This is a genomic window from Micromonospora sp. CA-259024, from assembly GCF_050936255.1.
Taxonomy (GTDB): Bacteria; Actinomycetota; Actinomycetes; order Mycobacteriales; family Micromonosporaceae; genus Micromonospora.
In genome coordinates this window covers 2,211,842-2,238,383 of sequence record NZ_JBNJND010000001.1, presented here as the reverse complement: position 1 = coordinate 2,238,383, position 26,542 = coordinate 2,211,842, and the positions used below count along the sequence as shown (strand labels likewise).

Annotated in this window: 28 protein-coding genes, 1 pseudogene and 1 riboswitch; of the genes and pseudogenes, 9 read left to right on the top strand and 20 right to left on the bottom strand. The window is 73.2% G+C overall.

What is annotated here, in order from left to right; translation table 11 throughout:
• The first annotated feature begins 93 nt into the window (after positions 1–93).
• Positions 94–246: riboswitch (cyclic di-AMP (ydaO/yuaA leader) on the top strand.
• The gene (locus tag ACQEUX_RS09790; protein WP_433044451.1) at positions 246–899 is read left to right on the top strand and encodes a transglycosylase family protein; all 654 of its coding nucleotides are present in this window, start codon (positions 246–248) and stop codon (positions 897–899) included. Its footprint overlaps the riboswitch before it by 1 nt.
• A gap of 73 nt (positions 900–972) precedes the next feature.
• On the opposite strand, the gene ACQEUX_RS09785 is transcribed toward ACQEUX_RS09790, so the two are convergent.
• The 3 genes from ACQEUX_RS09785 to ACQEUX_RS09775 form a co-directional block, all read right to left on the bottom strand.
• On the bottom strand, positions 973–1,335 hold the full coding sequence (locus tag ACQEUX_RS09785; protein ID WP_433044448.1) for a hypothetical protein: 363 nt from the start codon (positions 1,333–1,335) through the stop codon (positions 973–975).
• A gap of 125 nt (positions 1,336–1,460) precedes the next feature.
• On the bottom strand, positions 1,461–2,648 hold the full coding sequence (gene dinB, locus ACQEUX_RS09780) for a DNA polymerase IV (protein ID WP_433044445.1): 1,188 nt from the start codon (positions 2,646–2,648) through the stop codon (positions 1,461–1,463).
• Positions 2,649–2,705: 57 nt separating this feature from the next.
• Entirely contained in the window at positions 2,706–3,176 is a 471-nt protein-coding gene (locus ACQEUX_RS09775) for a VOC family protein (RefSeq protein ID WP_433044442.1), read from the bottom strand.
• A 62-nt stretch (positions 3,177–3,238) separates the two neighbouring features.
• On the opposite strand from ACQEUX_RS09775, the gene ACQEUX_RS09770 reads away from it, so the two are divergent.
• The gene (locus ACQEUX_RS09770) at positions 3,239–4,228 is read left to right on the top strand and encodes a helix-turn-helix transcriptional regulator (protein WP_433044439.1); all 990 of its coding nucleotides are present in this window, start codon (positions 3,239–3,241) and stop codon (positions 4,226–4,228) included.
• Between the two features lie 65 nt (positions 4,229–4,293).
• Here the strand turns inward: ACQEUX_RS09770 and ACQEUX_RS09765 are convergent.
• The 7 genes and pseudogenes from ACQEUX_RS09765 to ACQEUX_RS09735 all read right to left on the bottom strand — a co-directional run.
• Positions 4,294–4,704 (bottom strand): annotated as a pseudogene (locus ACQEUX_RS09765) (GNAT family N-acetyltransferase); the annotation flags it as partial.
• A complete protein-coding gene (locus tag ACQEUX_RS09760; RefSeq protein ID WP_433044436.1) occupies positions 4,701–5,222 on the bottom strand; it encodes a GNAT family N-acetyltransferase in 522 nt (173 codons plus the stop codon). The gene ACQEUX_RS09760 and the pseudogene ACQEUX_RS09765, both read right to left, overlap by 4 nt.
• 56 nt (positions 5,223–5,278) lie before the next feature.
• The gene (locus tag ACQEUX_RS09755) at positions 5,279–6,853 is read right to left on the bottom strand and encodes a glutamate synthase-related protein (protein WP_433044433.1); all 1,575 of its coding nucleotides are present in this window, start codon (positions 6,851–6,853) and stop codon (positions 5,279–5,281) included.
• A 50-nt stretch (positions 6,854–6,903) separates the two neighbouring features.
• The gene (locus tag ACQEUX_RS09750) at positions 6,904–7,317 is read right to left on the bottom strand and encodes a VOC family protein (RefSeq protein WP_433044430.1); all 414 of its coding nucleotides are present in this window, start codon (positions 7,315–7,317) and stop codon (positions 6,904–6,906) included.
• Between the two features lie 131 nt (positions 7,318–7,448).
• Positions 7,449–8,579 (bottom strand): peptidoglycan recognition protein family protein, encoded by a 1,131-nt coding sequence (locus tag ACQEUX_RS09745; protein ID WP_433044427.1) that lies wholly within the window; start codon positions 8,577–8,579, stop codon positions 7,449–7,451.
• Between the two features lie 211 nt (positions 8,580–8,790).
• Complete coding sequence (locus ACQEUX_RS09740) at positions 8,791–9,708, bottom strand: RNA polymerase sigma-70 factor (RefSeq protein WP_433044424.1); 918 nt, start codon at positions 9,706–9,708, stop codon at positions 8,791–8,793.
• Positions 9,705–10,898 (bottom strand): NAD(P)/FAD-dependent oxidoreductase, encoded by a 1,194-nt coding sequence (locus tag ACQEUX_RS09735; RefSeq protein WP_433044421.1) that lies wholly within the window; start codon positions 10,896–10,898, stop codon positions 9,705–9,707. Before ACQEUX_RS09735 ends, ACQEUX_RS09740 begins: the two co-directional genes overlap by 4 nt.
• Positions 10,899–11,212: 314 nt before the next feature.
• Between ACQEUX_RS09735 and ACQEUX_RS09730 the strand changes: the two genes are divergently transcribed.
• Both ACQEUX_RS09730 and ACQEUX_RS09725 read left to right on the top strand, forming a co-directional pair.
• Positions 11,213–12,178 carry a mechanosensitive ion channel family protein gene (locus tag ACQEUX_RS09730; RefSeq protein ID WP_433044418.1) on the top strand — a complete coding sequence of 322 codons (966 nt, stop codon included), beginning with the start codon at positions 11,213–11,215 and terminating at the stop codon, positions 12,176–12,178.
• Between the two features lie 208 nt (positions 12,179–12,386).
• Positions 12,387–13,634: an MFS transporter gene (locus tag ACQEUX_RS09725; RefSeq protein WP_433044415.1), complete on the top strand. Its 1,248-nt coding sequence runs from the start codon at positions 12,387–12,389 to the stop codon at positions 13,632–13,634.
• Between the two features lie 45 nt (positions 13,635–13,679).
• On the opposite strand, the gene ACQEUX_RS09720 is transcribed toward ACQEUX_RS09725, so the two are convergent.
• Positions 13,680–14,066, bottom strand: a complete 387-nt coding sequence (locus ACQEUX_RS09720) for a VOC family protein (protein ID WP_433044412.1) — start codon at positions 14,064–14,066, stop codon at positions 13,680–13,682.
• Between the two features lie 101 nt (positions 14,067–14,167).
• Complete coding sequence (locus ACQEUX_RS09715; RefSeq protein ID WP_433044409.1) at positions 14,168–14,587, bottom strand: YchJ family protein; 420 nt, start codon at positions 14,585–14,587, stop codon at positions 14,168–14,170.
• 74 nt (positions 14,588–14,661) lie between these two features.
• Between ACQEUX_RS09715 and ACQEUX_RS09710 the strand changes: the two genes are divergently transcribed.
• Entirely contained in the window at positions 14,662–15,390 is a 729-nt protein-coding gene (locus tag ACQEUX_RS09710; protein WP_433044406.1) for an MBL fold metallo-hydrolase, read from the top strand.
• Here ACQEUX_RS09710 and ACQEUX_RS09705 read toward each other — a convergent pair.
• The 3 genes from ACQEUX_RS09705 to ACQEUX_RS09695 form a co-directional block, all read right to left on the bottom strand.
• Positions 15,387–16,493 (bottom strand): magnesium and cobalt transport protein CorA, encoded by a 1,107-nt coding sequence (locus ACQEUX_RS09705; RefSeq protein ID WP_433044403.1) that lies wholly within the window; start codon positions 16,491–16,493, stop codon positions 15,387–15,389. The two genes, ACQEUX_RS09710 and ACQEUX_RS09705, sit on opposite strands and share 4 nt — an antisense overlap.
• A gap of 109 nt (positions 16,494–16,602) precedes the next feature.
• A complete protein-coding gene (locus tag ACQEUX_RS09700; protein ID WP_433044400.1) occupies positions 16,603–17,187 on the bottom strand; it encodes a class F sortase in 585 nt (194 codons plus the stop codon).
• A 115-nt stretch (positions 17,188–17,302) separates the two neighbouring features.
• On the bottom strand, positions 17,303–17,788 hold the full coding sequence (locus tag ACQEUX_RS09695; protein WP_433044398.1) for a hypothetical protein: 486 nt from the start codon (positions 17,786–17,788) through the stop codon (positions 17,303–17,305).
• A gap of 331 nt (positions 17,789–18,119) precedes the next feature.
• Here ACQEUX_RS09695 and ACQEUX_RS09690 point away from each other — a divergent pair, with 331 nt between their 5' ends.
• Together ACQEUX_RS09690 and rnhA are read left to right on the top strand one after the other, a co-directional pair.
• Positions 18,120–19,394 carry a lycopene cyclase family protein gene (locus ACQEUX_RS09690; protein ID WP_433044395.1) on the top strand — a complete coding sequence of 425 codons (1,275 nt, stop codon included), beginning with the start codon at positions 18,120–18,122 and terminating at the stop codon, positions 19,392–19,394.
• Positions 19,395–19,469: 75 nt separating this feature from the next.
• Positions 19,470–19,943, top strand: a complete 474-nt coding sequence (gene rnhA / locus ACQEUX_RS09685; protein ID WP_433044392.1) for a ribonuclease HI — start codon at positions 19,470–19,472, stop codon at positions 19,941–19,943.
• Positions 19,944–19,961: 18 nt separating this feature from the next.
• On the opposite strand, the gene ACQEUX_RS09680 is transcribed toward rnhA, so the two are convergent.
• Both ACQEUX_RS09680 and ACQEUX_RS09675 read right to left on the bottom strand, forming a co-directional pair.
• Entirely contained in the window at positions 19,962–20,198 is a 237-nt protein-coding gene (locus ACQEUX_RS09680; protein WP_433044389.1) for a preprotein translocase YidC, read from the bottom strand.
• 66 nt (positions 20,199–20,264) lie between these two features.
• The gene (locus ACQEUX_RS09675; protein WP_433044386.1) at positions 20,265–21,461 is read right to left on the bottom strand and encodes an MFS transporter; all 1,197 of its coding nucleotides are present in this window, start codon (positions 21,459–21,461) and stop codon (positions 20,265–20,267) included.
• Between the two features lie 5 nt (positions 21,462–21,466).
• Here ACQEUX_RS09675 and ACQEUX_RS09670 point away from each other — a divergent pair, with 5 nt between their 5' ends.
• The gene (locus tag ACQEUX_RS09670) at positions 21,467–21,988 is read left to right on the top strand and encodes a MarR family winged helix-turn-helix transcriptional regulator (protein ID WP_433044383.1); all 522 of its coding nucleotides are present in this window, start codon (positions 21,467–21,469) and stop codon (positions 21,986–21,988) included.
• A gap of 38 nt (positions 21,989–22,026) precedes the next feature.
• Here ACQEUX_RS09670 and ACQEUX_RS09665 read toward each other — a convergent pair whose 3' ends face one another.
• The 3 genes from ACQEUX_RS09665 to ACQEUX_RS09655 form a co-directional block, all read right to left on the bottom strand.
• Positions 22,027–22,923: a pentapeptide repeat-containing protein gene (locus ACQEUX_RS09665; protein WP_433044380.1), complete on the bottom strand. Its 897-nt coding sequence runs from the start codon at positions 22,921–22,923 to the stop codon at positions 22,027–22,029.
• 83 nt (positions 22,924–23,006) lie between these two features.
• The gene (locus ACQEUX_RS09660; RefSeq protein WP_433044377.1) at positions 23,007–24,104 is read right to left on the bottom strand and encodes a DUF5919 domain-containing protein; all 1,098 of its coding nucleotides are present in this window, start codon (positions 24,102–24,104) and stop codon (positions 23,007–23,009) included.
• Positions 24,105–24,214: 110 nt separating this feature from the next.
• The gene (locus tag ACQEUX_RS09655; protein ID WP_433044374.1) at positions 24,215–25,021 is read right to left on the bottom strand and encodes an SDR family oxidoreductase; all 807 of its coding nucleotides are present in this window, start codon (positions 25,019–25,021) and stop codon (positions 24,215–24,217) included.
• Positions 25,022–25,090: 69 nt separating this feature from the next.
• On the opposite strand from ACQEUX_RS09655, the gene ACQEUX_RS09650 reads away from it, so the two are divergent.
• Positions 25,091–26,509, top strand: a complete 1,419-nt coding sequence (locus ACQEUX_RS09650) for an RtcB family protein (protein WP_433044371.1) — start codon at positions 25,091–25,093, stop codon at positions 26,507–26,509.
• Positions 26,510–26,542: the final 33 nt, after the last annotated feature.

Below are 26,542 nucleotides of genomic sequence, written 5' to 3'. Positions count from 1 at the left end.
AGAACTTCACAGCGGTTGGGCGAACGTCACCGACCGTGCCTAACGTCGGTCGGGTTCGCCACTGCGGACACCACGGCCGGCAACGCCAAATTCTGCCCCCGGTCGTCGGAACCCAGTCACCCGGGCAGGAGCGGGGGACCCAACGTTCCTCGGTGCACGTCACCTCGGGGTGAAGCCGCCACCGCGCGGCCGGGCTCCTCGGCCCGAACCCGACAGCTGACCTCGCCGGCGTGGAGGAAACTCACATGACGTCTGTTCACACGCCCCGTCATCGACGGGTCACCACCCGCCGCGTCGCCGTCGGCACCCTGGCCGTCGGTGCGGTCACCGGAGCCGTCGCCTTCTTCGGCCCGGCCGCCCCGGCGCAGGCCGGGGTCAACTGGGACGCGATCGCCCAGTGCGAGTCCGGCGGCAACTGGAAGATCAACACTGGTAACGGCTACTACGGCGGGTTGCAGTTCTCGCAGAGCACCTGGGCCGGATTCGGCGGCAAGAAGTACGCCGCCCGCGCCGACCTGGCCAGCCGCGGCGAGCAGATCGCCGTCGCCGAGAAGGTGCTCGACGGGCAGGGCATCGGCGCCTGGCCGACCTGCGGCAAGAAGGGCGGCTCGTCGGGCGGCTCCGCCACCAGGTCGACCGAGTCCACGACGTCGACAGCGAAGCCCAGCAGGCAGCAGGAGCGGTCGTCGCGCGGCGAGCAATCGGCTACGCGCAGCCACGAGCGCACCACGCCGGCGGCGGGCGGCGGGACGTACACCGTCAAGCCGGGCGACACCCTCTCGGAGATCGCCGACAATCACCGGCAGACCGGCGGCTGGCAGGCGCTGTACGAGCGCAACCGGCAGCTGATCGGCGCCGACCCGGGTCTGATCTTCCCGGGTCAGCGGCTCAGCCTCTGACGGACGAACGCGAACGCTCGGCCGGGTCACCGGCCGAGCGTTCGCGCGTGTGCGGTTCGGTACGCAGGTCGCGTCACGCCGCCGAGGCGGACGCCTTCGGCCCCCGCTGCGACGTCACCGCGCCGGCGTTCCGACCCCAGCGTGGAGCCGGTACCGCCTCGCTTGGCCATCCGGTGCGGCTCTCGTCACCGACGCCTTCGACGGTCATCTCGACCGACGTGGGCGTGCTGCGGGCCAGCCGCAGCGACTGCTCGGCGCTGGTGCGGGCCGCGCATGGCCAGGCCTGCCCGGCGCACTGGAGGTTGCGGCAGTGACCCTCGTCGTCCGGCTCGTGGGCGCTCAGCACATCCACCGCCAGTTGCCAGAGCAGCGGGTCGGTCACGTCGTGTGGGCGCTCGGCGTTGCGGCTCGGTCGGTTGCTGGTGTCGTCGGACATCGTGGGTCCCCCCTTGTCAGTCTGTACGCCCCCAAGGGTCACCCGTCGGCCGCCGGTTAAACCGCCGACCTGCTGTGATGTGTCTCCGGTCGCAGCTTCGCCGCAGGACGCCGCACGCAGATCGGTCAATCCGGCAGTAGCGGCATCTCCACGCCCGGTTCCCGGCCGAGGAGTACCGCCCGGGTGAGCGCCGCCGATCCGAACCGGTCGCGGACCGCGTCCACCGCGGCGTCCAGTTCGGACCCCGGGTCCGGCTGGAACGGCAGCTCCGGCTGCACCGGGTTGTCATCGAGGTTGCCCACCGAGACGCCGATCAGGGTGACGCCGCGGCGACCGATCTCGGGCAGCGCGGCCCGCAGCAGCGCACGCGCTGCGCCGAGCAGCGGCGTCGTGTCCGCCGTCGCCTTGCCCACCGTGTGCGAACGGGTCGCCCGGGTGTAGTCGCCGAAGCGCAGCCGGAGCACGACCGTGCGCCCGGAACGCCCGGCCGTCCGCATCCGCCGGCTGACCCGGTCGACCAGGCCGGTGAGGATCGCGTCCAGCTCCGCCGGGGCATGCGGGGTGCGGCTCAGCGCGTGCTGCGCGCCCATCGAACCGCGCCGGCGCCCCACCTGCACCGCCCGGGGGTCGCGATTGTGCGCCAGAGCGTGCAGGTGCCGGCCGGCGCCCGACCCGAGCAGCGACACCAGCGCCGCCTCGCCGAGCCGGGCCACCTCCCCGACGGTACGGATCCGGCGTTCCCGCAGTTTCGCGGCGGTGACCGGACCGACGCCCCACAGCCGCTCCACCGGCAGCGGGTGCAGGAACGCCAGCTCGGCATCCGGTGCGACCACCAGCAGCCCGTCCGGCTTCGCGACCCCGCTGGCCACCTTCGCCAGGAACTTCGTCCGGGCCACGCCCACCGTGATCGGCAAACGGACCCGTTCGCGGACCTCCCGACGCAGCCGCTCGGCGATGTCGGCCGGTGGCCCGACCAGCCGCCGCAGGCCACCCACGTCGAGGAACGCCTCGTCGATGGAGAGCCCCTCGACCAACGGGGTGGTCTGCCGGAAGATCTCGAACACCGCCCGGCTCGCCGCCGTGTACGCCGACATCCGGGGCGGCACCACGATCGCGTCCGGGCACAACCGGCGGGCCTGCTGGCCGCCCATCGCGCTGCGTACCCCCCGCGCCTTCGCCTCGTAACTGGCGGCGAGGACCACGCCACCGCCGACGATCACCGGCCGCCCGCGGAGGCGCGGGTCGTCGCGCTGCTCGACCGACGCGTAGAAGGCGTCCAGGTCGGCGTGCAGGATGGTGGCGCCGGTCGACACGTACACATGTTCGCACGGCGCCCGACCATAACGGCAGTGAGCTGGGCGAACGCCCGGTCAGTCGAGGCAGAACTCGTTGCCCTCGGGGTCGGCCATGATGAGGTGGCCGGCGCCCAGTGGGGGAGCGGGTTCGTGACGACTGAGCCGGGTGGCGCCGTGCGAGACGAGCCGTTCGGCCTCCGCCTCCAGGGCCGCCATCCGCTCGTCACCCTCCAGCCCCGGGGCGGCGCGTACGTCGAGGTGGACGCGATTCTTCACCCGCTTGTGCTCCGGCACGCGCTGGAAGAACAGTCGTGGCCGCGATCCCTCGGGGTCGACCACCGCCGATGCGTCGTTACGGTTTTCCGGCGGCACGCCCATCGCGTCGAGTGCCTGCTCCCACGACTCGAAGTCCCCGGGCGGGCTCTGCACCTGGTAGCCGAGGGCCTCGGTCCAGAACGTCGCCAACCGGGCCGGGTCGGCGCAGTCGAACGTGATCTGTACGTCGCGGATCACGGGGGCTTCCTGTTTCCTGATCTGGTCGGTCATGGATCCCAGCCTCTCGTGGATAGCGGACAGGGTTGTTCCGCTATTCGTGCAACGATCGACGCATGACCGTCGAGGCGACGACCGAGCGGGTGCTGCGACTGTTGGCGCTGCTGCAGCGGCGAGCGTCCTGGACGGCCGCCGAGCTGGCCACCGAGCTGGGGGTCACCGCCCGTTGCGTACGCCGCGACGTGCAGCGACTGCGTACGCTCGGCTATCCGGTGCACGCGGTGTCGGGTGTCGGCGGCGGCTACCAGCTCGGCGCGGGCACCCGGCTGCCACCGTTGCTCCTCGACGACGAGGAGGCGATCGCGACGGCGGTCTCCCTGCGGCTCGCCTCCGGTGGCACGGTCGCCGGGGCCGGTGAGGCGGCCCTGCGGGCACTGGCGAAGCTGGACCAGGTGATGCCGTCGCGACTGCGGGCCGAGGTGCGGGCGGTGCACGGCGCCACCGAGACGCTCATCGGCCCGGTGGCCGAGATCGACGCGGAGCTGCTGGTGACACTCGCCCGTGCCTGTCGGGACGCCGTGCGGGTCCGGTTCACCTATCCCGGCCATGCCGGCGGGGAACGTGAACGGACGGTCGAGCCGATCCGGATGGTCACGACAGGCCGCCGCTGGTATCTGATGGCCTGGGACGTCGACCGCGACGACTGGCGGACGTTCCGCCTGGACCGGATGCGTGCGGCGGTGGCGACGACCTGGCGCTTCCGGGCGCGCGAGCACCCGGATCCGGTCGCCTTCGTGCGCCGCTCCGTGACCGAGGCACCGTACCGGCATCTCGCCCGCGTGCGGGTGCACGCCCAGCCCGATCAGGTGCGGGCGTTGGTGCCATCCCAGGTGGGGCGTGTCGAGGACGACCGCGACGGGTGGTGCGTGCTGGTCGTCGGCGGGGAGAGCCTGGACTGGCTCGCCGCACACCTCGCACGGCTGACCTACGAGGTGGAGGTGCTGGAGCCTCCGGAGCTGCGTGAGGCCGCCGGCCTGCTCGCCCGGCGCCTCGCGGCGATGGCTGGTGCGGCGTCGGGGCGCGGGGTGTCGGGGCACAGGGTGTAGTGGCGCAGCGACACCGGGCTGCCGTCGGGGGCGGTCCACGGTGCCGTGCTGGTGGCGGTGCACCGCCAACCGGTGCGTTCGTAGAGGGCGGTGGCCGCGGCACCACCGGAGGCCACCTCGAGCACCAGGTCGGTCCCGCGCGCACTCGCCCACTGGCGGGCCCGATCCAGCAGCGCGCTGCCCAGCGCCAACCCCCGGGCGGCCGGCGACACGAAGAGACGAGCGACCTCGGCCGTCGGCCGGGCGGGTGGCCCCTCCGCCGGGTCGGGCACCCGGTGCACCGCGACGTGTCCGACGATCCGCCCGTCGGCGTCGACGGCGACCCAGGCGCGCGCCGGGTGCGGCTCGCGTAGCCAGCGGTGCGGGTCGGCGGGCCAGTTCAGGGGGTACCGGTCGGCCTGGTGGACCTCTGCGAGCCCCGCGACGCAGCCATCGAGGTCGCCGAGTCGCCGTCGGCGGATGCGGGCCTGGATCACAGGTCGTCGAACGGGCCGGCGTAACGGAACTCGCCACGGATCGAATCCCGCCACGCGGTGAGCGAGCGGGCCTGGAAGTACTGCGGGCCCCACGGCTGCGGCGGGGTGACGCCCAGTTCGACGGCGGGCCGGAACCCGAACCGCGGGTAGTAGTCGGGGTGCCCGAGAAGCACCACCAGCGGCTCGTCGCGGGCGTCGGCCGCGCCGAGCACCGCGTGCATCAACGCCGAGCCGACTCCACGCCGCTGCCAGTCGGGGAGCACACCGAGCGGCCCCAGCCCGAGCGCCACCGGCTGGCCGGCCACCTGAGCACGGGTGGCCACCACGTGCCCCACCACCTGGCCATCCGGGTCGATCGCCACCAGGGAGTACGCGGGCAGCCAGCCCTCGTCGACGCGCAGCGCGTCAACCAGGGTCGCCTCGACCGGTACGCCACCGCCGTCGCTCGCGGCGAAGGCGGCGGAGTGCACCGCCCGGATCGCATCGACATCGGCGGGCGTCTCGCGTCTGATCAGCACCGCGTCACGATACGGTGCCACCGGCGCCGGCTCCACGGGTTATCGGCGGGCGCGGGTCAGCCGACGGCGGTGGCCGACGGCGGGGCGCTGCCGCCCTGTGGTGCCTCCGGTGCCATCAGCCGGATGATCTCCGCCTGGTCGGCGGCCGAGGGGAGGCCCCATTCCGTCCGGTAGCCGTACACCTTGTGCAGTGGGGTGGAGCCGGTGCGGCCGTCCAGGATCTCCACGGCGTCCGTGTCGATCAGGCTGGGGTGCTCCACGCCGCAAGCCTCCGCGACCTTTGTCAGGTCCCGGCGCAACGTCCGCAGGTAGTTGGCCGCCCGGACCGACTTCGACGCCGGGTCCAGGCCCCGGGCCAGCCACGCGTTCTGTGTCGCGACGCCGGTGGGGCAGGTGTCGGTGTGGCACTTCTGCGCCTGGATGCAGCCGATCGACAGCATGGCCTCGCGACCGACGTTGACCATGTCACAGCCGAGCGCGAAGGCCACGATGGCGTTGTCCGGCAGGCCGAGCTTGCCGGCACCGACGAAGACCACCTGTTCGTGCAGGTCGTGCTCGGCGAAGACCTTGTACACCCGGGAGAAGCCCTGCTGGAACGGCAGCGACACCGAGTCGGTGAAGATCAGCGGCGCGGCACCGGTGCCGCCCTCACCGCCGTCGATCGTCACGAAATCCACGCCCCGACCGGTGTCGCGCATCAGGGTGGCCAGCTCCTGCCAGCAGCCCAGGTCGCCGACCGCCGACTTGATGCCGACCGGGAGGCCCGTCTCGGCGGCCAGCAGCTCCACCCAGTCGAGCAGACTGTCGCAGTCGGAGAACTCGGCGTGCCGGGACGGGCTGACGCAGTCCCGGCCGGCCGGGACGCCCCGGGTGGCGGCGATCTCGGCGGACACCTTCGCCCCGGGCAGCAGCCCACCGAGGCTGGGCTTGGCGCCCTGGCTCAGTTTGATCTCCAACGCCTGCACCGGTGCGCCGGCGACGAGGTCCTTCAGCCGGTCGAGGCTGAACCGGCCGTGCTCGTCGCGGCAGCCGAAGTACGCCGTTCCGAGCTGGAAGACCAGGTCACCACCGTTGCGGTGGTACGGCGAGAGGCCGCCCTCGCCGGTGTTCTGCAGACAACCGGCGAGCGCCGTCCCCTTGTTCAGGGCGGCGACGGCGTTGCCGGAGAGCGAGCCGAAGCTCATCCCGGAGATGTTGACCACCGACTCCGGTCGGAACGCGCGGGCCCGCCCCCGCGCCGCGCCGAGCACCTTCGCGCAGGGCAACCGCACGTCGTGCCCGGCGGCCGGTGTCGACGGCGGCACGGCCCGGCCGAACGTGCGGTGCTTGATGATCGGGTACCCGGGGGTGTACTCGATGTCGTTGTCGGTGCCGAAGCCGAAGTAGTTGTTCTCCCGCTTCGCCGACGCGTACACCCAGCGGCGCTGGTCGCGGGTGAACGGCCGTTCCTCGTTGTTACCGGCCACGATGTACTGCCGAAGCTCCGGCCCGATCGCCTCCAGCAGATAGCGGGCGCGGCCGAGCACCGGGAAGTTGCGGAGTAACGCGTGATCGCGCTGGATCAGATCCCGCGCGGCGAGCGCCGCGACGGCGGCGGTGACAGCGGGTACGGCTCGGCGGGCCCATCTCATGCCCGGCAGTTTCTCCGCCCGCGCCACGGGCCAAACCGGCCCGGCGCTGCTCAGGCCTGTGGCTGGGTGATGTTGACCATCCAGTCGATGCCGTACGGGTCGACGCACTGGCCGTACTCGTCGCCCCACATCTGCTTTTCCAGCGGCATGATCACCGACCCGCTCGCGGAGAGTTGCGCCCAGTATCCGCGCAGCTCGTCGGCGTTGTCGCCGCTGAGGCTGATCGCGATGTTGGTGCCGGGCACGTGGTTCATCCCGGGCGCCGTGTCCGAGGCCATCAGGGTGAAGCCGTTGGGGGACTCCAGTCGCGCGTGCATGATCTGGTCGGCCAGGCCCGGCTCCGTGCTGCCGAACTCGCCGAAGGTGTTCATCGTCAGCTCGCCGCCGAACACGCGGTGGTAGAACTCCATCGCCTGCCGGGCGGTGCCGGGGAAGTTCAGGTACGGGTTGAGTCGCGTCTGCACAGCACCCTCCTTGGTCCTGGTCGGCGTCATCGTCGCAGACCGATGGAGGGTGAACAACGAGGCGCGCCCGTGTTTGCGCTGGTGGTGTGCCTGGCGGCGGTGCGGGTGCGCCCCGCACCGCCGCCGCAGCATCAGCGGTGCCGGAACGACTGGCGCACCGATCCGCCGACGACCGTGCACCACGTGCTCGTGCTGAGCTTGCCGTCGCGGGGCAGGCCGTGCAGCGCCTGCAGGTCCTGCACGGCCGTCCGGGTGGCGTGGTCGTACGCCCCGGTGACGGTGACCGCGTACCCCTTGGTGGCGAGGATCTCCTGCACCGCCGTGACCGGTGCGCCGGTGGCGTGCTGGTCCAACTCCGGCACCAGCGTCTCCCAGGTCGGCGGGGTGAGGGTGGCGTCCACGTCCACCGGGATGCCGTTGCGGGCCTGCCAGTCCTGCACGGCGGCCACGGTCGCGGCGTCGAAGGTGCCACTGACCGTCACCGCGTAGCCCCGATGGGCGAGTAGGTGCTGCACCACCCGAACCGAGGGGGAGTTGACGAAACGCCACAGGTCCGGCCAGCGGCGCGCCGGCACGTCACCCAGCCTGGTGCCGAGGGCGGCGTGCACCCGTCGACGCAGGGCCGGGAACTGCCGGTAGAAGGCGGCGCCCGGGCACGCGGTGGTGCGGAAGTCCCAGTGGCCGAAGATGTCGTGCGCGTGCAGCCCGTACTGCCGGCAGATGGCGACGCAGAGCTTGACCAGCGAGTCGGTCAGCGCGTCCGGCGGCGTCTCGGTGACGTAGGTGCCCTCGTTCTCGATGCCGATGGCCCGGCCGTTCTCCCCGGGGCAGTGCGCCGAGATCATCTGCCGGTCCCCAGCTTCGAGGCGCTCCAGGCTGCCTCGGCGACCCTCCAGCACGTAGCCACCGCGGCTCACCGTGAAGTGCTGGCCGGTGTCCGACCAGCCGTTGCCGTCGATGTGCAGGTCCTGGCAGTCGTGGGCCAGCTTGACCGCCTGCTCGCGGGAGTAGTCGGTGACGTTCGGGAACGCCATGTGGTGCACGATGATCTTGTTGGTGGCGATGGCGCTGACCGACAGCGGGTCCTTCGGCGGGCGGGCGGCCCACTCGTCACAGCTGATGATCCAGTCCAGGTCGGTGCCCGGGGCGGCCTGGGCCGCGCCCGGGAAGGCGAGTTCGCTCCCGACGACGGCGACCGTGGCGGCGCCGAGACCGGCCCGCAGCAGCGTCCGGCGATCCACTTCGGAATGGTCGACGTGCATGACATCTCCTCCTGCGGCCGACGGCGGGGGGATGAAAAGTAGCTCCAGTGGCCGCACGCACTCCGGAGAATATTGCCAAAAGTCGGCCGCGCGCTAGACCCCGCCCAACCTGCCCGTCGCCGAGTTGCGCCGAGTACGTCTGGATGATCGGCGGTGTGCCGGTCGAGCCGGGCCTGCAGATCGAAAGCCGGCGTCGACAACGATCGGCAGCTCACGAGAGTTCGTGCCGAGTGCCGTCGGCGACGGCGTGGAGCTTGTCGGGGTTGGCCACGTTGTGGATTGTCGAGATGCGACCCTCCGGGTCGAAGTCGAAGGTCAGCGTGGCGACCACGCGGTCCGGGCCGCGGAAGACCACGCCCGGGCCGCCGTTGATCCAGGTGAGCTCTGCCCGCATCTGCCCGGGCTCGATGCCCTGGTAGGTCACGGTGCCGAGCGCGGCGAACCAACGGGCCACGGTCTCCAGGCCGACCACCGGCTTGAGGGCCTGGCGGACCTTGCCGCCGCCATCGGTCCACAGCGTCACGTCCGGGGAGAGCAACTCCATGAGGCTGTTGATGTCGCCGCCCGTCGTCGCCGCGAAGAAGCGTTCGGTGACGTCGCGTTGGCGGGCGCGGTCGGCGGTGAAACGGGGCCGGCGGGCCTGGACGTGCTCGCGGGCGCGGTGCGCGGCCTGCCGGACCGCCGCCTCCGAGCGTTCCACCGCCTCCGCGATCTCCGCGTAGCTGAAGGCGAAGACCTCCTTCAACACGAAGACCGCGCGCTCCAGGGGGCTCAACGTCTCCAGGACCACCAGCAGGGCCATGGAGACCGAGTCCGCCATGGCGACACCGTCGGCGGTGTCCGGGCCGGTGAGGATCGGCTCGGGGAGCCATGGCCCGACGTAGGTCTCGCGCTGGTGGCGGGTCGAACGAAGCCGCTCCATCGCCAGGTTGGAGACGATCCGGGTCAGATAGGCCTTGGGGTCGGCGACCTGGGAACGGTCGGCCGCCGACCACTTGAGCCAGGCGTCCTGGACCAGGTCCTCGGCGTCGGCGGCAGTGCCGAGGATGCGGTAGGCGACGGAGAAGAGCAGGGTGCGGTACCGCTGGAAGGCGAGCTGGTCGGGGCCGGTCTGCTGCGGCTGGGTCACTTGGCGCTCCGGATCCGGGTGTAGCGGCCGCCGTGCGGCCAGAACGCGCCCGAGGCGGGCATCTTCTTCATGCGGGCGAAGGTCGGCCACGGCGCGGCAGTGACCGTCTCCTTGTACTTCGCGGCCCGCTTGCCGGTCAGCACGATCGGGCGCGGGCTGTCGTCGGGGTGGGTGAACTGCACGACGCCGTCGTTCCGGCCCAGGCTGACGGGTGTGTGGTAGTAGCCGAAGCGGAAGGGCCTGGGCTCCTTGCCGGCCAGCACCCGCAGGATCGAGAGGGCCGCGTGCACGCCGGTGGGCATGCCGCCCTGGCAGGTCCCGTGCATCACGCCGTAGCCCTGACGGATCGCCGCCGCGTCGCCCACGGCGTAGACGTCCGGGTGGGAGACCGAGCGCAGCGCGCGGTCGGTGACCACGCGGCCGCGCTCGTCGACGGTCAGGCCCGCGGCGGCAGCCAGCGGCGAGACGCGGGTGCCGCTGGTCCACAGCACCGCGGCCGCCGGGGTGCCGGAGCCGTCCGCGAGCTCGACGCTGTCCGGCAGCACCTTGACCACCTCGACGCCGCTGCGCACCCGCACGCCGAGCCGGGCGAGCGCCGCGTCCAGGTAGGCCTTGGCCCTCGGGTGCATGCTCGCCCCCGGCTCCTGCCGGCCCAGCAGCACCACCTGGAGCTCCGGGTGCCGCTCGGCGATCTCCGCGGCCGCCTCGACGCCGGTGAGGCCGCTACCGCCGACCACGACGGTCCCGCCGTCGAGCCGGGTCAACCGGTCGGCGAGGAGGGCGGCGTCCTCCGGGCTGTTGAGGGTGTAGGCGTGGTCGTCCACGCCGGCGACGGCCACGGTGTCCGCGATGCTGCCCAGGCCATAGACCAGGCTGTCGTAGCGCAGGACCCGGTCGTCGTCGATCCGGACGGTCTTCGCCTCGGCGTCCACGGCGGTGACCCAGCCGCGGACGAATCCGGCGCCGGTGCCGTCCAGCAGCTCCGGGATGTTCATCTCGGCCGTCTCCTGGCCGGTGGCAGTCATGTGCAGTCGGAGCCGCTCGGTGAAGGTGTCGTAGGGGTTGACCAGCGTCACTCGCAGGCTCCCACGCTTCCTGGTGCGGGCCGCGAGCTGGATCGCGGCGGAGAGCCCGGCGTAGCCGGCGCCCAGGACCAGGACCTCGTGCTGCTGCGCTGTTGTCGCGTTCATCGCTCTGCTGCCTCTTTCGTGCCGGTCGTTCCCGCCGTGTGGACGACCACCAGACGCAAGCTGCCCCTCCGTTCGTGACATGGGGGCTGACATGACCCGCGTCACGTGCGAAGAGAGAGCGGGCGCGCGCGGCATCAGCATCCCGAGCACCGCGACGCGCAGCTACACCAACCCCCGGCGGACTTCCGCAGCCGACCACCAAGGGCACTCCACATCCGCATGATCACCCGATGCCGGTGGGCGTTTCCCCGCAGGCTCCTGGGGGTAGGCCTTGGGCGGACCGTCTCGGCTGACCCCCATGAAGGAATGACCATATGAGTGACAACGTCGACGACGCGGTGGGCGACGCCCTCCGCTCGGTGATGCTCTTCCTGCCCAAGGCCGTCGCCTTCGTGGCGATCCTGCTGGCCGGATGGCTGATCGCCAAGGCCGTGCTGAAGATCGTGGAGAAGGTCCTGGAACGGGTGGGCTTCGACCGCGCCGTCGAACGCGGCGGCGTCCGCCGCGCGTTGAGCCGATCCCGGTACGACGCCAGCGACATCGTCGCGAAGCTCGTCTACTACGCGGTGCTGCTGCTGACCCTCCAGTTGGCCTTTGGCATCTGGGGGCCGAACCCGATCTCCGACCTGATCGCCGCGGTCGTCTCGTGGCTGCCCCGCGCCTTCGTCGCCATCGTCATCGTCGTGGTCGCCGCCGCCATCGCCAACGCGGTCAGGGACATCATCAGCGGCGCGCTCGGCGGACTGTCGTACGGCCGGGTGTTGGCCACCACCGCCTCGGTGTTCATCCTCGGCCTCGGTGTCATCGCCGCGCTGAACCAGATCGGCGTGGCCACGGCGGTCACCACTCCCGTGCTGATCGCCGTGCTGGCCACCGTCGGCGGGATCCTCGTCGTCGGGGTGGGCGGTGGCCTGATCCGTCCGATGCAGAGCCGTTGGGAGGTGTGGCTCACCCGTGCGGAGCAGGAGTCGCAGCTGATCGCCACCCACGCCCGTGCGTACCGGGCCGGCCGCCGTGACGCCGAGGCCGAAGCGGCCCGGGCGGCGACCCCCGCCAGCGACCCGGAGGCCACCCAGATCGTGACCCGGCCGGCCGATCCGGACGCCACGCAGGTGGTACGTCCGTCCGCCGATGCCGACGCCACGCAGGTGGTGGGCTCCGCTGCCGACGCGGACACGACCCAGGTGATCGGCAGTGGTTCCGGTCGTCCGGTGCCCGAGCAGCGCGCCGGTGACGACAGCGAGATCACCACGGTCATCCCGCCGGTCGACCGGCGCTGACATCCAGCGACACGGCGGGGCGGGATCTTCGGATCCCGCCCCCGCCTCGCGCGTACGCCCTGCCGAAAGCGCTGGCCGGGACCGTGACGGCTTGGTTAGCATCGCCGACATGACCTGGCGACATTGATCCAGTGCCGTAGGCCGATCCCGTGGGCCACCACGGGCACCGCACGTCCGGTGTCCGAATCCACTCCCACGGGAAGGCCCCATGACCCGCATCGCCACGCGCGTGCCCGACCCGGTGGTCCGCCGGCTGACGGCGACCCTCTACGGGTACGCGTTCCTCAGTGACCTCGTCCTGCTCTACCCGCTGTACGTGGTGTTCTTCGCCGACACCGGCCTGTCGGCGGGGCAGATCTCCTCGCTCTTCGTCATCTGGTCGGCGGCCGGCGTCGTGTTCGAGGTGCCCTCCGGCGCGTGGGCCGACGTGGTGTCCCGCCGGCTGCTGCTGTGCCTCGCCCCGCTGGTGACCGCCGCCGGGTACGCGCTCTGGGTGCTGGTGCCGTCGTACCCGGCGTTCGCGCTCGGGTTCCTGCTCTGGGGCGCCGGTGGGGCGCTGGTCTCCGGCGCGTTGGAGGCGCTGGTCTGGACCGAGTTGGACCGGCTCGGCGCGGCCGGCCGGTACCCCCGGGTGCTGGGGCGGGCCCGGACGGCGGGTGTGCTGGGCGTGGTGCTCTCCGGCGTGCTCGCCGGCCCGGTGCTCGCCGTCGGCGGCTACCCGGCGGTCGGCGCGGCCAGCGTGCTCGCCTGCCTGCTCGCCACCGCCGTCGCCGCCCGGTTCCCGGAGCACCGCTCGCCGGCCGCTGAGCGCGAACCGGCCCTCGACGACGATGGCGAGCTGGGCTGGTGGGACACGCTCCGGGCTGGAGTGTCGCAGGTCCGCACGCGTCCGCCGGTGCGGGCCGCCGTGCTGCTGGTCGCCGTGGTCGCCGCCGACTGGGGCGCACTCGACGAGTTCGCCCCACTGCTGGCCCTGGACACCGGCGTCGGGGCGCAGGTCGTGCCGCTGCTGCTCCTGCTGCTCTGGGCCGGGGTGACCGTCGGCGGGTTGCTCGCCCCGACGGCGGAGCGGATGGGCGGCCGGGGCTACGCCGGCCTGCTGGCCGTCGTCGCCGTCGGGCTGGCCGGGGGTGCACTGCTCGGGCATCCGGTCGGGTTCGTGCTGCTCGCGGTGGCCTTCGGAGCCGCGCAACTGGCCACCGTCCTGGCCGATGCGCGGCTACAGGCCCGGATCACCGGTGGCAGCCGCGCCACCGTCACCTCACTGGCCGGGATGGCCACCGACGTGCTGATCATCGTGACGTACGCCGCCTACGGAGTCCTCGCCACGGCGGCGGGCAACGCGGTGGCGTTCGCGGTGACGGCCGGACCGTACCTCGTCGTGGCGTTGGCGCTGCTGCGTCGCCACCGGCGCTCGGCGGCCGTGCCCACCGGCGCCGCCCGGCGTCCGACCTGACCGGCGTCCGACGGCGGTCGGGATGTGCCGCCGCCGGGCGCTCGCTCAGCCGGCCATGTGCAGGAACGACCACTGGTGGCCGTCGAGGTCCCGGAAGCCGCGCATGTACATCGGCCCGTTGCTCGTTCCCGGCCCGAGCGTCTCCCCACCGGCGACCGTCGCCCGGTCGACCAGCTCGTCGACCTGCTCCCGGCTCGGTGCGGACAGCCCCACGATGACCTCCCGGCTGGTCGCCGTGTCCGTGGCGGCGACCCCGGTGTACGTCTCGAACGCCGAGCGGACATGCAGCATCAGCCGGGTGGTGTCGGAGATGGTGAGCATCATGCTGTCGCCGGCCGGCTCGGCCTGGTCGCTGGTGAAGCCGAGCGCCCGGTAGAACTCGGCGGCGGTGGTCAGGTCGCGCACCGCCAGGTTGATGAACGTCATGGTCATCGAGGGACTCCCGGTCGTCGCTGTCTGCTCGGCTCCGGTCAGCTTCTCGCGCGGGACGTCGACCCGCGCCCTCGACTCGCCGACACCGTCGAAGACGGCCGTCAGGGCTGATCGCCGTCGAGGTAGACCCATCGGCCGTCCTCGCGGACGAACCGGCTGTGCTCGGTCAGGGTGCCCGGTCGACCCGCATCGCGGTGGTGGGCGTGGAACGTCACGGTGCCGGCGGTGTCGAGCAGGCCGCCCCGCTCGGTGTCGACGATCTCCAGCCGGACCCACCGCTGCCCCGGGTCCAGCTCCAGGCGGGGCGGTCGGGTCGAGGGGTGCCAGCTACGCAGCAGGTAGTCGGCGTCGCCGAGAGCGAAGGCGCTGAACCGGGAGCGCATCAACGCCTCGGCCGTCGGCGCGTGCGCGTCGCCGCTGTGCAGGGGAGCGCAGCAGTCCGCGTACGCCCGGCCGGAGCCGCACGGGCACGCCTGTCCCGTCGTCGCGTTCGCCGATCGGCGTTTGGCACCCTTACCCACCCCGCCATCCTGCCGCACCGCCGCTTGGCTCCGGGCGTCGCCCGCCGGTTGACGACCATTCCTAGACTCGCGGCATGACGCGCTCGCCCGTCGTGCCGCTCGCCCCGAACGTCTGGCGCATCCCCACCGTGGGCCGTTCGGCCGTCAACTCGTACGCGTTCGTCGACGACGACGACGGCAGTGTCACGCTTGTCGACTGCGGGCTGGCGAGGGCGCCGGCCCGGATCGTGCGCGGGCTCGCGGCGATCGGCAAGGTGCCGGCGGACGTCACCCGGATCGTGCTCACCCACGCGCACCCCGATCACGCGGGTGGTGCCGCGGAGATGTCCCGCCGCACCGGCGCCCCGGTCGCGGCGCACGCCGCCGACGTGCCGTACGCCGAGGCGGGCCGCAAACCGGGCAACGATCCGACGGTGACCGGCGGCCGGTTCTTCGCCCGGGTCGACGGTGGCCGGTTTCCGGCGGTCGAGGTGGCGCAGCCGCTGGCCGACGGCGACCTGCTCGACGTCGGCGGTGGCCTGCGGGTGGTGCACACCCCCGGGCACTCGCCCGGTCACGTGTCACTGCTGCACGAACCGACCCGACTGCTGATCACCGGCGACGCGTTGTTCAACGTGCTCGGGGTCCGCTATTCACCGAAGTTGCTGTGCAGCGACTTCCGGATGACCCAGCGGACCGCCCACGTCCTGGGCGAGTTGGAGTACGACACGGCCGCCTTCACCCACGGCCCGGAGCTGACGGACAACCCCCGGGCCAGAATCCGCGCCTTCCTGTCCGCCCCACTTCCGGGCAGGCGGAACTAGAGCCAGCCGGAGCGGCGGAACAGGCGGTACAGGAACAGGGCCGCTGTCGCCATCAGGGCCAGCGCGCCGGCGTAGCCGTAGCGCCAGGCCAGCTCCGGCATGTGGTCGAAGTTCATGCCGTAGATGCCGGCGATGCCGGTCTGGGTGGCCGCGATGGCCGCCCAGGCGGCGATCTTTCGCATGTCGTTGTTCTGCTCGACGGCGAGCTGCGCCAGTCGTGACTGGACGATCGAGGTGAGCAGGTCGTCGTACGCGGCCACCCGATCCACCGCCCGGCTCAACCGGCCGTCCACGTCGACGAACCAGCGGTGCAGGGTGCGTGGCGGGCCGTCGGAGTCGGGGTCGAGCAGCGTACGCAGGGGTGTCTGCAACGGCAGGACCGCCCGCTTGAACTCCACCACCTCACGCTTGAGCTGGTAGATGTGCTGGATGTCGGCCGCACGGTCGCGGGCGAACACCGCCTCCTCGACCCGTTCCAGGTCCCGCTCCACGTGCCCGGCGACCTCCAGGTAGGAGTCGACCATCCGGGCGCAGACCGCGTACGCCACCGCCCACGGTCCGGCGGCCAGCAGCGTGGGGCGGCGTTCGATGTCGGCGCGGACGCTGCGCAGCGCCCCGACGGCGCCGTGCCGCACCGTGATGGCGAACCGGTCACCGAGCAGCACCATCACGTCCCCGGTGTCGATCACCTCGGAGGTGTCGGTCAGCTCGTCGTGCTCGACGTATCCGGCGGTGCGCAGCACCAGCAGGGTGACCGGCCCGTGCCGCTGCACGGTGGGCCGGTGCCCGTCGGCGAGCGCCTGCTCGACGACCAGCTCGTCGAGGCCGAAGGTCCGCCCGACCGCGGCGAGCACGACCGGACCCGGGTCGTGCAGACCCAGCCACACGAAGGCGTCGCGGCGGTGCCGAGCGCGGGCGTACGCGTCGGCGTAGTGCGGCTGGCCGGGTTCGCGGCGGCCGTTGACGTAGACGGCGCAGTCCACCACGGCGTCCGGGTTGGACCGGCGCGGGGTGGGGGAGTCGCGCTCGACCTGGCCGAGCAGTCGACGGGCCAGGCCGCGTACGCCTCGACCGGCCCGGTCCCGTACCGGTCGCTGATCCACCGTGTGCCTCCCGTCGCCGGCGCACCGCCCCGACCACGGTGCCCGCGGGGGATGGTGCCACCGCATTCTGCCGAGCGGGGTCCGGCTCCCGACAGGCGGGCGGCACGGCTCAGGCGGTGCGGGTGGCGAGGACGACGACGTTGTCGACGTAGTTGCCGGTCGTGGCATCGAACCGGCCGCCGCAGGTGATCAGGCGCAGCGCGGCGCTGTCCGCCGGCCCGTAGACCAGCGCGGTGGGAAAGCGATCCTTGGGGTACGCGCGGACGTCGTGCACAGTGAACGTGGTGACCTGTGCGTCGGCGCGGGTGATCTGGATCTGCTGGCCGGCGCGCAGCCGTCCGAGGTCGAAGAAGACGGCCGGGCCGGCCGGGGAGTCGACATGTCCCACCAGGACCGCGTTGCCGGTCTCGCCGGGGCTGACCCCGTGTCGGTACCAGCCGGCGAGGGTGGGTCGATCCAGTGGTGGGACCTCCAGCACGCCGGTGGCGTCCGCGCCGACCGGGACGACCTCCGCGCGTACGCCGATGGCGGGGATCTGCACGCGGACCGGCGCGGAGCGCGGTAGCGGCGCCAGGTCCGGTGCGGGATGGGTGCGCCCCGGCGCGTCGGCCGGTGGTCGTGGTGGCCGCGCCGGGTCGGCGGTGAGGCCGACGGTGATCAGCCCCAGTCCGGTCACGCCGAGCAGAGCGACCACGGCCGGTAGGCTCCGCCGCCACCACACGTGGGTACCTCCGTACGGGAATCGTCGGGGTGCCCGCGCCGGTGTCACCGGCGCGGGCACCCGTCCTCAGGGATGGAGCAGTCGCCGATCAGGCGACAGTGGACACCGGACGGCGCCGGCGGATCAGGATCACCGCGCCGGCGACGGCGGTGCCGAGCAGCGTGCCACCCGCGGCGAGAGCGCCCGTGTCGCGGCTGTCGCCGCCGGAGCCGGCCGGTGCGCCGCCGATCGGGGTGACGGTGAACGTGGCGCTGCCGGCCGAGCTGCCGTCGCCGCAGGTCGCTGCCACCGTGTACGTACCCAGGGTGAACCCGGCTGTGAAGAGTTCGGCGCTCAGCCCGCCGCCAGCGGCGGCCGTGGTGGATCGGACGTTCTGGTCGCGATTGGGGCCGGTGACCCGGAAGATGGCGTCACCCGACTTCGGGTTGCAGGTCGTCGCGGTGAGCACGACGGTCCCACCGACCGGGGTGGTGGCCGGTGACACCGTGGTGTCGGCCAGTGCGGCGCCTGGCAGCAGGAGCGTGCCGAGGCCCACGCCGAGCGCCGCCGAGCAGAGTGCTGTTGAGACCTTCATACGCGTCTTCCCTCACTTTTCGTCCGCTGACTGCGTGGGACGTCGTTCGGGTGGCCAACTCCGTGACTAGCACCGGTGTGCCCAACACTAGGTGGGTTGGGTTCTCGATCAGGTGAAAATGAGAAACCTTCGTTGCCGTCACGTGTCCACCCGAAGGCGGGGAGAGCTGCGGAAAGGCCCGGACGGCCCGAGCGGTGCCGGTGACCCGATCGATGTCTCCTCCGGTCGGGCTGTCGCCGCTGGGACGATGGCGAGGTATAGCCGGCGACGGCGGAAATGCGCCCCTGGTGGGGCGACGTGCGTGGGTGGCGGCGCTTGCGGGGGAGTGCTGGTGTGGCAGCGTGGTGCGGTGACCGAACCCGCGCCGCTCGACGTCGACCTCGCGCTGCTCGGCGGCGGCGGCGCCGCGTCGCTGCTGCTCGCCGCGCTGGACCGGCACGGCGTCCGCGACCTGCGGATCGCGGTCGTCGACCCGGTGCGCCGGCGCGGCCAGGACCGCACCTGGGCGTTCTGGGGCCACCCGGACAGCGACCTGGAGCCGCTGCTCAGCGCGAGCTGGCAGCAGGTCGAGGTGGCCACGCCGGCGCGGCGTCGCGTGCTGGACCTGGCCCCGCTGCGGTACGCCATGCTCCGCTCCGGCCCGGTCTACGACCGGGCTGCCGAGGCCGAGCGCCGCCTCGGCGCCACGCGGATCGTCGCGCCCGCCGAGGCGGTGGTCGACGACGGCACGACGGTGGTGGTGCGCACCGGTGGCGGGCCCACCGTGCGGGCCGGCTGGGTGCTCGACTCCCGCCCCCGCCCACCGGCCCGATCCGGGCGGACTACCTGGTTGCAGCACTTCCGGGGCTGGTGGCTGGAGGCCGACCGGCCGGTGTTCGACCCGGCGCGGGCGGTGCTGATGGACTTCCGCACCCCGCAGCCGGCCCGGGGCGTCTCGTTCGGGTACGTGCTCCCGGTGAGCGACCGCTACGCCCTGGTCGAGTACACCGAGTTCTCGCCGGCCCTGCTCACCGACGCCGGGTACGACGCGGCGCTGACCGGCTACCGGGACCTGCTCGAGCTGGTTCCGGCCGGGCTGCGGGTGCGCGAGGTGGAGAACGGGGTGATCCCGATGACCGATGCGCCGTTCCCGGCCCGGCCCTCGCCCCGGGTGGTCCGCCTCGGTACGGCCGGCGGTGCGACCCGCCCCTCCACCGGCTTCACCTTCTCCGCCATGTACCGCCAGGCCGACCAGGTGGCGCGCGCTCTCGCGGCGGGTCGGGCGCCGGTGCCCACGGCGGCGTACCCGCGCCGGCACCGCTGGATGGACGCGGTGGCGCTGCGCGCGCTGGACCGGGGCGGGGTGGCCGGCCCCGAGTTCTTCGGTCGGCTCTTCGACCGCAACCCGGCGGAGCGGGTGCTGCGCTTCCTCGACGGCGTGACCACCCCGGCCGAGGAGTTCGCGATCATGAACTCCACCCGGCTGTTGCCGATGATCGCCGCCACCGCTGGAGACGCGGCGGACCGCGTCCGCGACCGGCTGCGCCCCACCCGGCCGGTGCCGGCCATTCCGCCCGCGGTGGTGGGCGACGCCGTCGGCTCGGAGCCCGGCGCTCCACCCGGCTGACGTGCCGCCGGGCGGGTCGGCGTGGCGGCCCCCCGAGCGGGGTGTACGACGTCACCGCCCGGTAGGTTGCCGGGCATGGTGGACGCGGCGGCCGGCAGGGGCGTACAGATCTGGACCGACGGGGCGTGCAGTGGCAACCCCGGGCCGGGTGGCTGGGGTGCGTTGCTGCGCTACGGCGACCACGAGCGGGAGCTGTGCGGCGGCGAGGCCACCCCCACCACCAACAACCGGATGGAGCTGATGGCGGCCATCCAGGCGTTGGAGAGCCTGAACCGGCCGGTGACCGTGGAGCTGCACACCGACAGCACGTACGTACGCAACGGCATCACCAGTTGGCTGGCGTCCTGGAAACGCAACGGTTGGCTGACCGCCGCGAAGCAGCCGGTGAAGAACGCCGACCTGTGGCAGCGCCTGGAGGCGGCCTGCGAGCGGCACGAGGTCACCTGGCTGTGGGTCAAAGGGCACAACGGGCACCCGGAGAACGAGCGGGCCGACCGGCTGGCCAACAAGGGCATGACCGAGGCGCGGGCCGCACTGGCCAGCCGCTGACCTCGCGCTCAGCCCGCGTCAGCGGGTCGCGTCGGGGTGCCCGGGCATGGTGGACCCGCCACCGCTGCTGCCGGAGGAGCCGCCGGCGACACCCGAGCTGTCGTCCTCGGTCACGATGTCCGGCCGCACGTCGGTGCCGTCCGGCGGCGGCACCTCGGTGTCCGCCTCGACCTGCACCAACCGGGCCTGGCCGGCCTCGTCCTCGCTGTGCTGCGGGTCGCCCGGCAGCTCACCGTCGCGCTTTCGGAAACCCACGCCGTGCCCCCCGTCGGTGCCGTTCCGCGTCGGCGGTGGCTACCCGGCGTCGTCGCCGGCGAAACCTCACCCGGCCGTGGCGACCGGCGGCTGCGCGGCCGGGCTCCCGTCCGGCGCGGCGGACGGCAGTCGCAGGGTCCGGCGACGGGTGAACGCGACGGCCACGGCCAGCGCCAGTGCGCCGGAGACCACCAGGAACGCCGGGGTGTTGCCGATGTGGTCGTTGACCGCGCCGCTGGTCGACGAGCCGACGGCGATCCCGAGCTGCCCGGCGGTCTGCAACCAGCCGTACGCCTCGGCGAGCCGGGGCGCCGGGGTGGACAGGGCCAGGATCTCGTCGGTGACCGCGAGGAACGGCGCCAGCGCGAGCCCGAACACCGCCAGCGCCACGGCCATCTGCGGAACGGACCGGGGCAGCAGCAGCGCGAGCGAGGTGGCTGCCAACGTGCCGACCAGTGCCAGGTACGCCCCGGCGGGGTTCCCGGGCCTGCCCAGGCGGGCCAGCAGCAGGCCGCCGGCCAGGCTGCCCACCGACCACACGGTGACCAGCAGACCGGCCTGCGCCGGGTGCCCCACCGCGTTGGCGAAGGCAGGGACCAGCACCCATATGGCGCCGATGCCGACCATGTAGCCGACGTGGGTCGCCAGGACGGTCCGGCGGACGGCCCGACCGGGGGCGGCAGACCGGCCCCCGGCCGGCCGGTGCTCGATGTCGCGACGGGGTATCACGACGGCGGTGCCGACCAGCCCGGCGGTGCCGATTGCGGCGAAGGTCAGCAGCGCCCCGGCCGGACCGCTGACCAGCAGGCTCAACGTCACCGCGAGCGGGCCGCCCACGTAGAGCACCTCCTGCCCGACGGCGTTGACGGCGTACGCGCGGCTGAGCGCGGGGGAGGGGACCATCCGGGCGAGTTGGGCACGCCCGCTGCCCATCGCCGGTGGCGTGCTGAGGCCTGCGGCGGTGGCCAGCGCGACGAACGCCACCGGGTTGGTGACCGCCGCCAGCCCGAGCAGGGCGAGCAGGTGGACGAGGCCGGTGGCGAGCAGCACCGGCCGGTCACCGAGCCGTCCCAGCAGCCGGCCGGCCAGCGGTGCGGTGAGCGCCAGCCCGATCCCGCAGCCGGCGCTGGCCGCCCCGGCGGTGGCGAAGCTGCCGGTGTTCTGGTGACCGAGCAGCACGACGAGGAGCTGGCGCATCGCTACCGGTAGCTGCGCCACGGTCATCAACGCGATGAGTAGTGCCGCTCGCCGGGGTAGATTCATGACTTATGAATCTACCCGAGGAGAGCTCCGCCAACCTGCTCGGTGCGGTCGCGTTGCTCGCCGGCTCGCGAATGCGCGCGTCGGTCACCGCGTCGGTCGGGGCCGGCGGCGCGCTCGCGGAGGCACTCGTCGTCCTCAAGGATCAGCCGGGAGTGACCGCCGAGTGGCTGGGTCCGGTGCTGGGGCTCACGCAGCCCGGTGCCGCACACCTGGTCCGGCGGCTGCGGGAGCAGGGCTGGGTGGAGCGGCGGGCCGGCGCCGACGCGCGCAGCCGAGCACTCCACCTCACGCCGGAGGGTGCGAGCGCCGCCGCCCGGATCCTGCGCGCCCGCGCGGAGGCGTTGACCGCACTGCTCGCCCCACTGACCGCCGAGCAACGCCTCCAGCTCGTCGACATCGCCCGGACCCTGCTGCACCACGAGGTAACGGACGCCCGCAGCCTCGCTCACCTCTGCCGGCTCTGCGATCGCGCCCGCTGTCCGCAGTGCCCGGTCCACGCCGGCTTCCAGGAGCTGTCCGCCGACTGACGTCGCCCGCCAGCACGCGGCGGCCCTCGACGGTCGCGTCAGCGCCGCCGGGCCCGGCGGGCGGGGACGGTGTCGCGGCCCGGCCGGCGGACCGGGGTCAGGGTCAGCGCCGTCCAGTGCGCCGGTCGGGTGAGCGTCGCCGGCAGCCCGGTGCGCGCGTCGCCGCGAGCGGCGTCCACCTGGGCCTGGTGCAGGAAGAGAGTGGTCCGCAGGTCGGCGCCGCGCAGGTCGGCGCCGCGCAGGTCCGCGCCCGTGACGTCGGCCAGGCCCAGGTTGACACCGCGCAGGTCGGCGCCGACCAGCAGAGCCCCGCGCAGGTTGGCCCGGCGCAGGTCCGTCCCGCGCAGGTCCGCACCCAGCAGCTGGGCACCGCGGCGGTCGGGGCCGGCGGCGCCGCCCCGGGATCGGGCCGCGTCCCCAGCACCCGACAGCAGCGGGTTGACCCGGTCGCGGTGCGCGACCACATCGACGGCGCGCAGCTGCGCCACGTCACCTTCGGTGAGCGCCGCCGTCTCGGCGCGGGCGCGCTCCAGCTCGACGAGCAGGTCGGCCGGCGGACGGGACGCCACCGCCTCGGCGAGGTACCAGAGCAGTTCGTGCAGCGGGCGCAGCACGGCGAACGCCTCCGCCATCGCCGGCAGCGTCTCCGGGGCGTTCCGCCAGTCCCGCCCGCCGAAGGTGACCTGGGCGACCTGCTGACCGGCCCCGAAGCAGTCGAACACCGTACAGCCGGGGAACCCGCGTTGCCGCAGCTCGGTGTGGATGCCGCAGCGGTGGTCCGAGCCCAGGTTGGGGCAGGGTCGCCCGGCCGGCTTGTCGATGGCGAAGTCCGCCGACCTGGCGAACGCGGGCACCACGCAGCACAGCCCGAAGCAGCGTTCGCAGTCGGCACGCAGCTGCGCCGACCCGGGCGGCGGTGCGGGGCTGGGCGACACGCGGACGGTCCTCCTGACGTTCGGGCGCGACGGCGCGGTGGCCACCATTGTCCCGCGCGTCGACCCGACCCGGCGGCTCGGGGTCACCGTCCGTGCGTGTCGCCGGCCGCCGCGGAGCGGGGTACCGGGGTACGGGGACCGCCCGGTGGCGGCACCAGTCGGCGGATCGCCCGCTCCCCGTCGTCATGCCCGTACTTCTGGTCGAAGTGCCGTTTCACGACGGCGGCCGGGGTGCGGTCTCCGTCGGCTGGCTCCGCCAGCGCGAACACCGTGGGGGCTGCCCCCGGTGCGCGGGGCGGCAGCACGGCCCGGACGGTCAGCGGCCCGGTCACCCGGAACCCGCGGCAGTCGACGTAGTGCTGCCCGTCCACCGTCACGTAGGGCACCCGCACCTCGACCACGTCCGAGTCGTCGTGGCGCAGCGTGACCGTCACCGACCAGTACCGCTCCAGGTTCAGGGTGGCCTGCTCGTGCTCCCACAGCTCCTCGAACCGGGCGTGCACGAACCCGCCCCACGGGCTGTCCATGTCCACCTCGAGCTGGGGCACGTTGAACGACAGCTTCCCGATCGGGAAGAACGAGATCAGCGCCCGCCCGTCCCACTGGTAGAGCTGGATCGACGGCGAGGCGTCGTAGAGCCGCACCTGCAACCGGTGTCGCAGCCGGGAGTCCAGGGCGTCGGAGAAGGCGGCCAGGTGGCGCAGGTTGGTACGGATCTGACGCGGCACGTCCACCCGTTGCCGCTCCAGCTCCTCGGAGCGCTGCTGGGCGGCCGTGCAGTCCGGGTCGAGCAGGAGCAACTGCACCTGGGCGCCGTTGGCGAGCGCCGCGCGTACCGCCGACAGGGTCTCCTCGCGGTACCGCTGCTCCAGCAGGATCGTCCAGGTGTCGAGGATGCGCACCCGGCGACCGGAGCGGTGCAGCCGCGACACGAACGCCTGCTGGTCGAAGCTCAGGTGCTCCTGCACCCGAGCCTTGCGGGCCTCCTCGAACAGGGGGTCGAAGATGACGTACGAGATGGCGGCGAGCACCACGCTCGCGCCGAGGTTGAGCAGCAGGTCGCTGAGGAAACCGCTGCTGCGCCAGGCGGCCAGAAGCATGACGACGGCGATCCCGAGCAGTGCCCCACCGACGACGAAGGCGCGTCGTTGCCGGCCGCCCCGACCAGCCCACTCGGGCATCCGGACCCCCTCCGCCGTCGGCCGGCCCCACCCGCCGCCCATTGATCACCGGAATGCGAAGGATACGTGCCCGCTTTGCCGCCCGCTGTCCCGTTCGTGACCACCCGCGCTCAGACCGAACGCCAGTCGTCCGACGTCAGGCTGTTCGCCTGCGGACCCATCAGCAGCATGCCGCCGTCGACCGGCCAGGACACCCCCGTGACGTAACTGGCCGCGGGGGAGGCGAGCAACGCCACCACGGCCGCGACCTCCCGGGCGTCGCCCGGCCGCCCCACCGGTACGCCGGGCCGCTCCTGGGTGAACGGGTCGACATCCTCCTGACCGGTCATCGGTGTGGCGATCTCACCCGGGGCGACGGCGTTGACGGTGATCCCGTCGGCGGCCAGCTCCTGTGCCATCACCCGGGTCAGCAGCCCGAGCCCGCCCTTGGCGGCGCAGTACGCGGCGGAGCCCACCCGGGGCGCGTGCTCGTGCACGCTGGTGATGTTGATGATCCGCCCGCCGGCACCGGTGGCCCGCATCCGTCGCGCGGCCCGTTGCGCGCACAGGAAGGGCGCGTCCAGGTCGAGGGTGAGCACCTCGCGCCACTGCTCCCAGCCGGTGTCGACGAACGACGCCGAGGCACCGGTGCCGGCGTTGTTGACCAGCACCCCGATGCCACCCAGCCGGTCGGCCAGCTCGTCCACCACCGCCGCCGCGTCCGGCAGCCGGGTCAGGTCCACCTCGGCGACCTCGCAGCGCCGCCCGGCGGCGCGGACCTCGGTGGCGGTCCGCTCGGCACCGTCGGGGTCGCCGTACCAGGTGACGCCGACCTCGAAGCCCGCCTCGGCCAGAGCGACCGCGCAGGCCTTGCCGATGCCGGAGTCCGCGCCGGTGACCACGGCGATCCTCGGGTAGTTCGCGTATCGCTGGGGCATGCTCCCGCACTACCCGGACCGCACCGGCCCAACCGGGTGTACCAGCGGACGCGGTGGGTAGCCGAAGGCATGGAGCTGGTCCAGGAGTCGCCGTACCGGTTCCGAATCGACCGGGAGGCACCGATGCGGGTGCCCGGGGTGGTCTTCGCCGTGCCGGAGCTGCTGCCCGACGTCGGCGCGGACCGCTCGCTGGACCAGGTGGCGAACGTGGCCACACTGCCCGGCATCGTCGAGGCGTCGTACGCCATGCCCGACGTGCACTGGGGTTACGGCTTCCCGATCGGTGGCGTCGCCGCCACCGACATCGCCGCCGGTGGTGTGGTCTCGCCCGGCGGCGTGGGCTTCGACATCTCCTGCGGGGTACGACTGCTCACCGCCGAGCTGGACCGGGCGGAGCTTGCCCGGGTGCTCGACGCGCTGATGGACGGCCTGGACCCGGCGGTCCCGCGCGGCATGGGCCGGGGCGCGGTCTGGCAGCTCGCCGACCGGGCCGAGCTGGACGCGGTGCTGCGCGGCGGCTCCCGGTACGCGGTCGAGCGCGGGCACGGAGTGCCCCGGGACCTGGCTCGCTGCGAGGACGGCGGCGTGGTGGCCGACGCCGACCCGGCGCAGGTCAGCGACCGGGCTGTGCAGCGCGGACAGGGTCAGGTCGGCAGCCTCGGCTCCGGCAACCACTTCCTGGAGGTGCAGGTCGTCGAGGAGGTGTACGACGAGCCGGTCGCGGCGGCGTTCGGGCTGCGGCTCGGGCAGGTCTGCGTGATGATCCACTCTGGGTCCCGGGGGCTGGGTCACCAGATCTGCACCGACCACGTGCGGATCATGGAACGGGTGATGCCCCGGTACGGCATCGAGGTGCCGGACCGGCAGCTGGCCTGCGCACCGGTGGAGTCGCCGGAGGGGCGGGCCTACCTGGGCGCGATGGCCGCTGCGGCGAACTACGCCCGGGCCAACCGGCAGCTCCTCGCCGAGGTGGCCCGCCGGGTCTTCGCCCGGGTCGCCGGTACCGGCCTCGATCTGGTCTACGACGTGTCGCACAACCTCGCGAAGATCGAGGAACACGAGCAGGACGGTGGCACCCGGCAGCTCTGCGTGCACCGCAAGGGCGCGACCCGGGCGCTGCCGCCGGGGCACCCGGACCTGCCGGACGACCTGCGCGACGCCGGGCAGCCGGTGCTCATCCCCGGCTCGATGGGCACCTCGTCGTACGTGCTCACCGGCGTCGCCGGCAACCCGGCCTTCGCGTCCACCTGTCACGGCGCCGGCCGGGTCCGCAGCCGGGGCGCGGCCACCCGGGCGTCCCGTGGGCAGGACGTGCGGCGTGTCCTGGAGGCACGGGGTGTCGCCGTACGCGGCGCGTCCTGGAAGGGGTTGGCCGAGGAGATGCCGGACGCGTACAAGGACGTCTCGGCGGTGGTGGAGGCTTCCCGGGGTGCCGGGCTGTGCCGGCTGGTCGCCCGGCTCACGCCGCTCGGCGTGGTCAAGGGCTGACCGCACGTCGCCCGTTCCGACGGACGGAGTAGG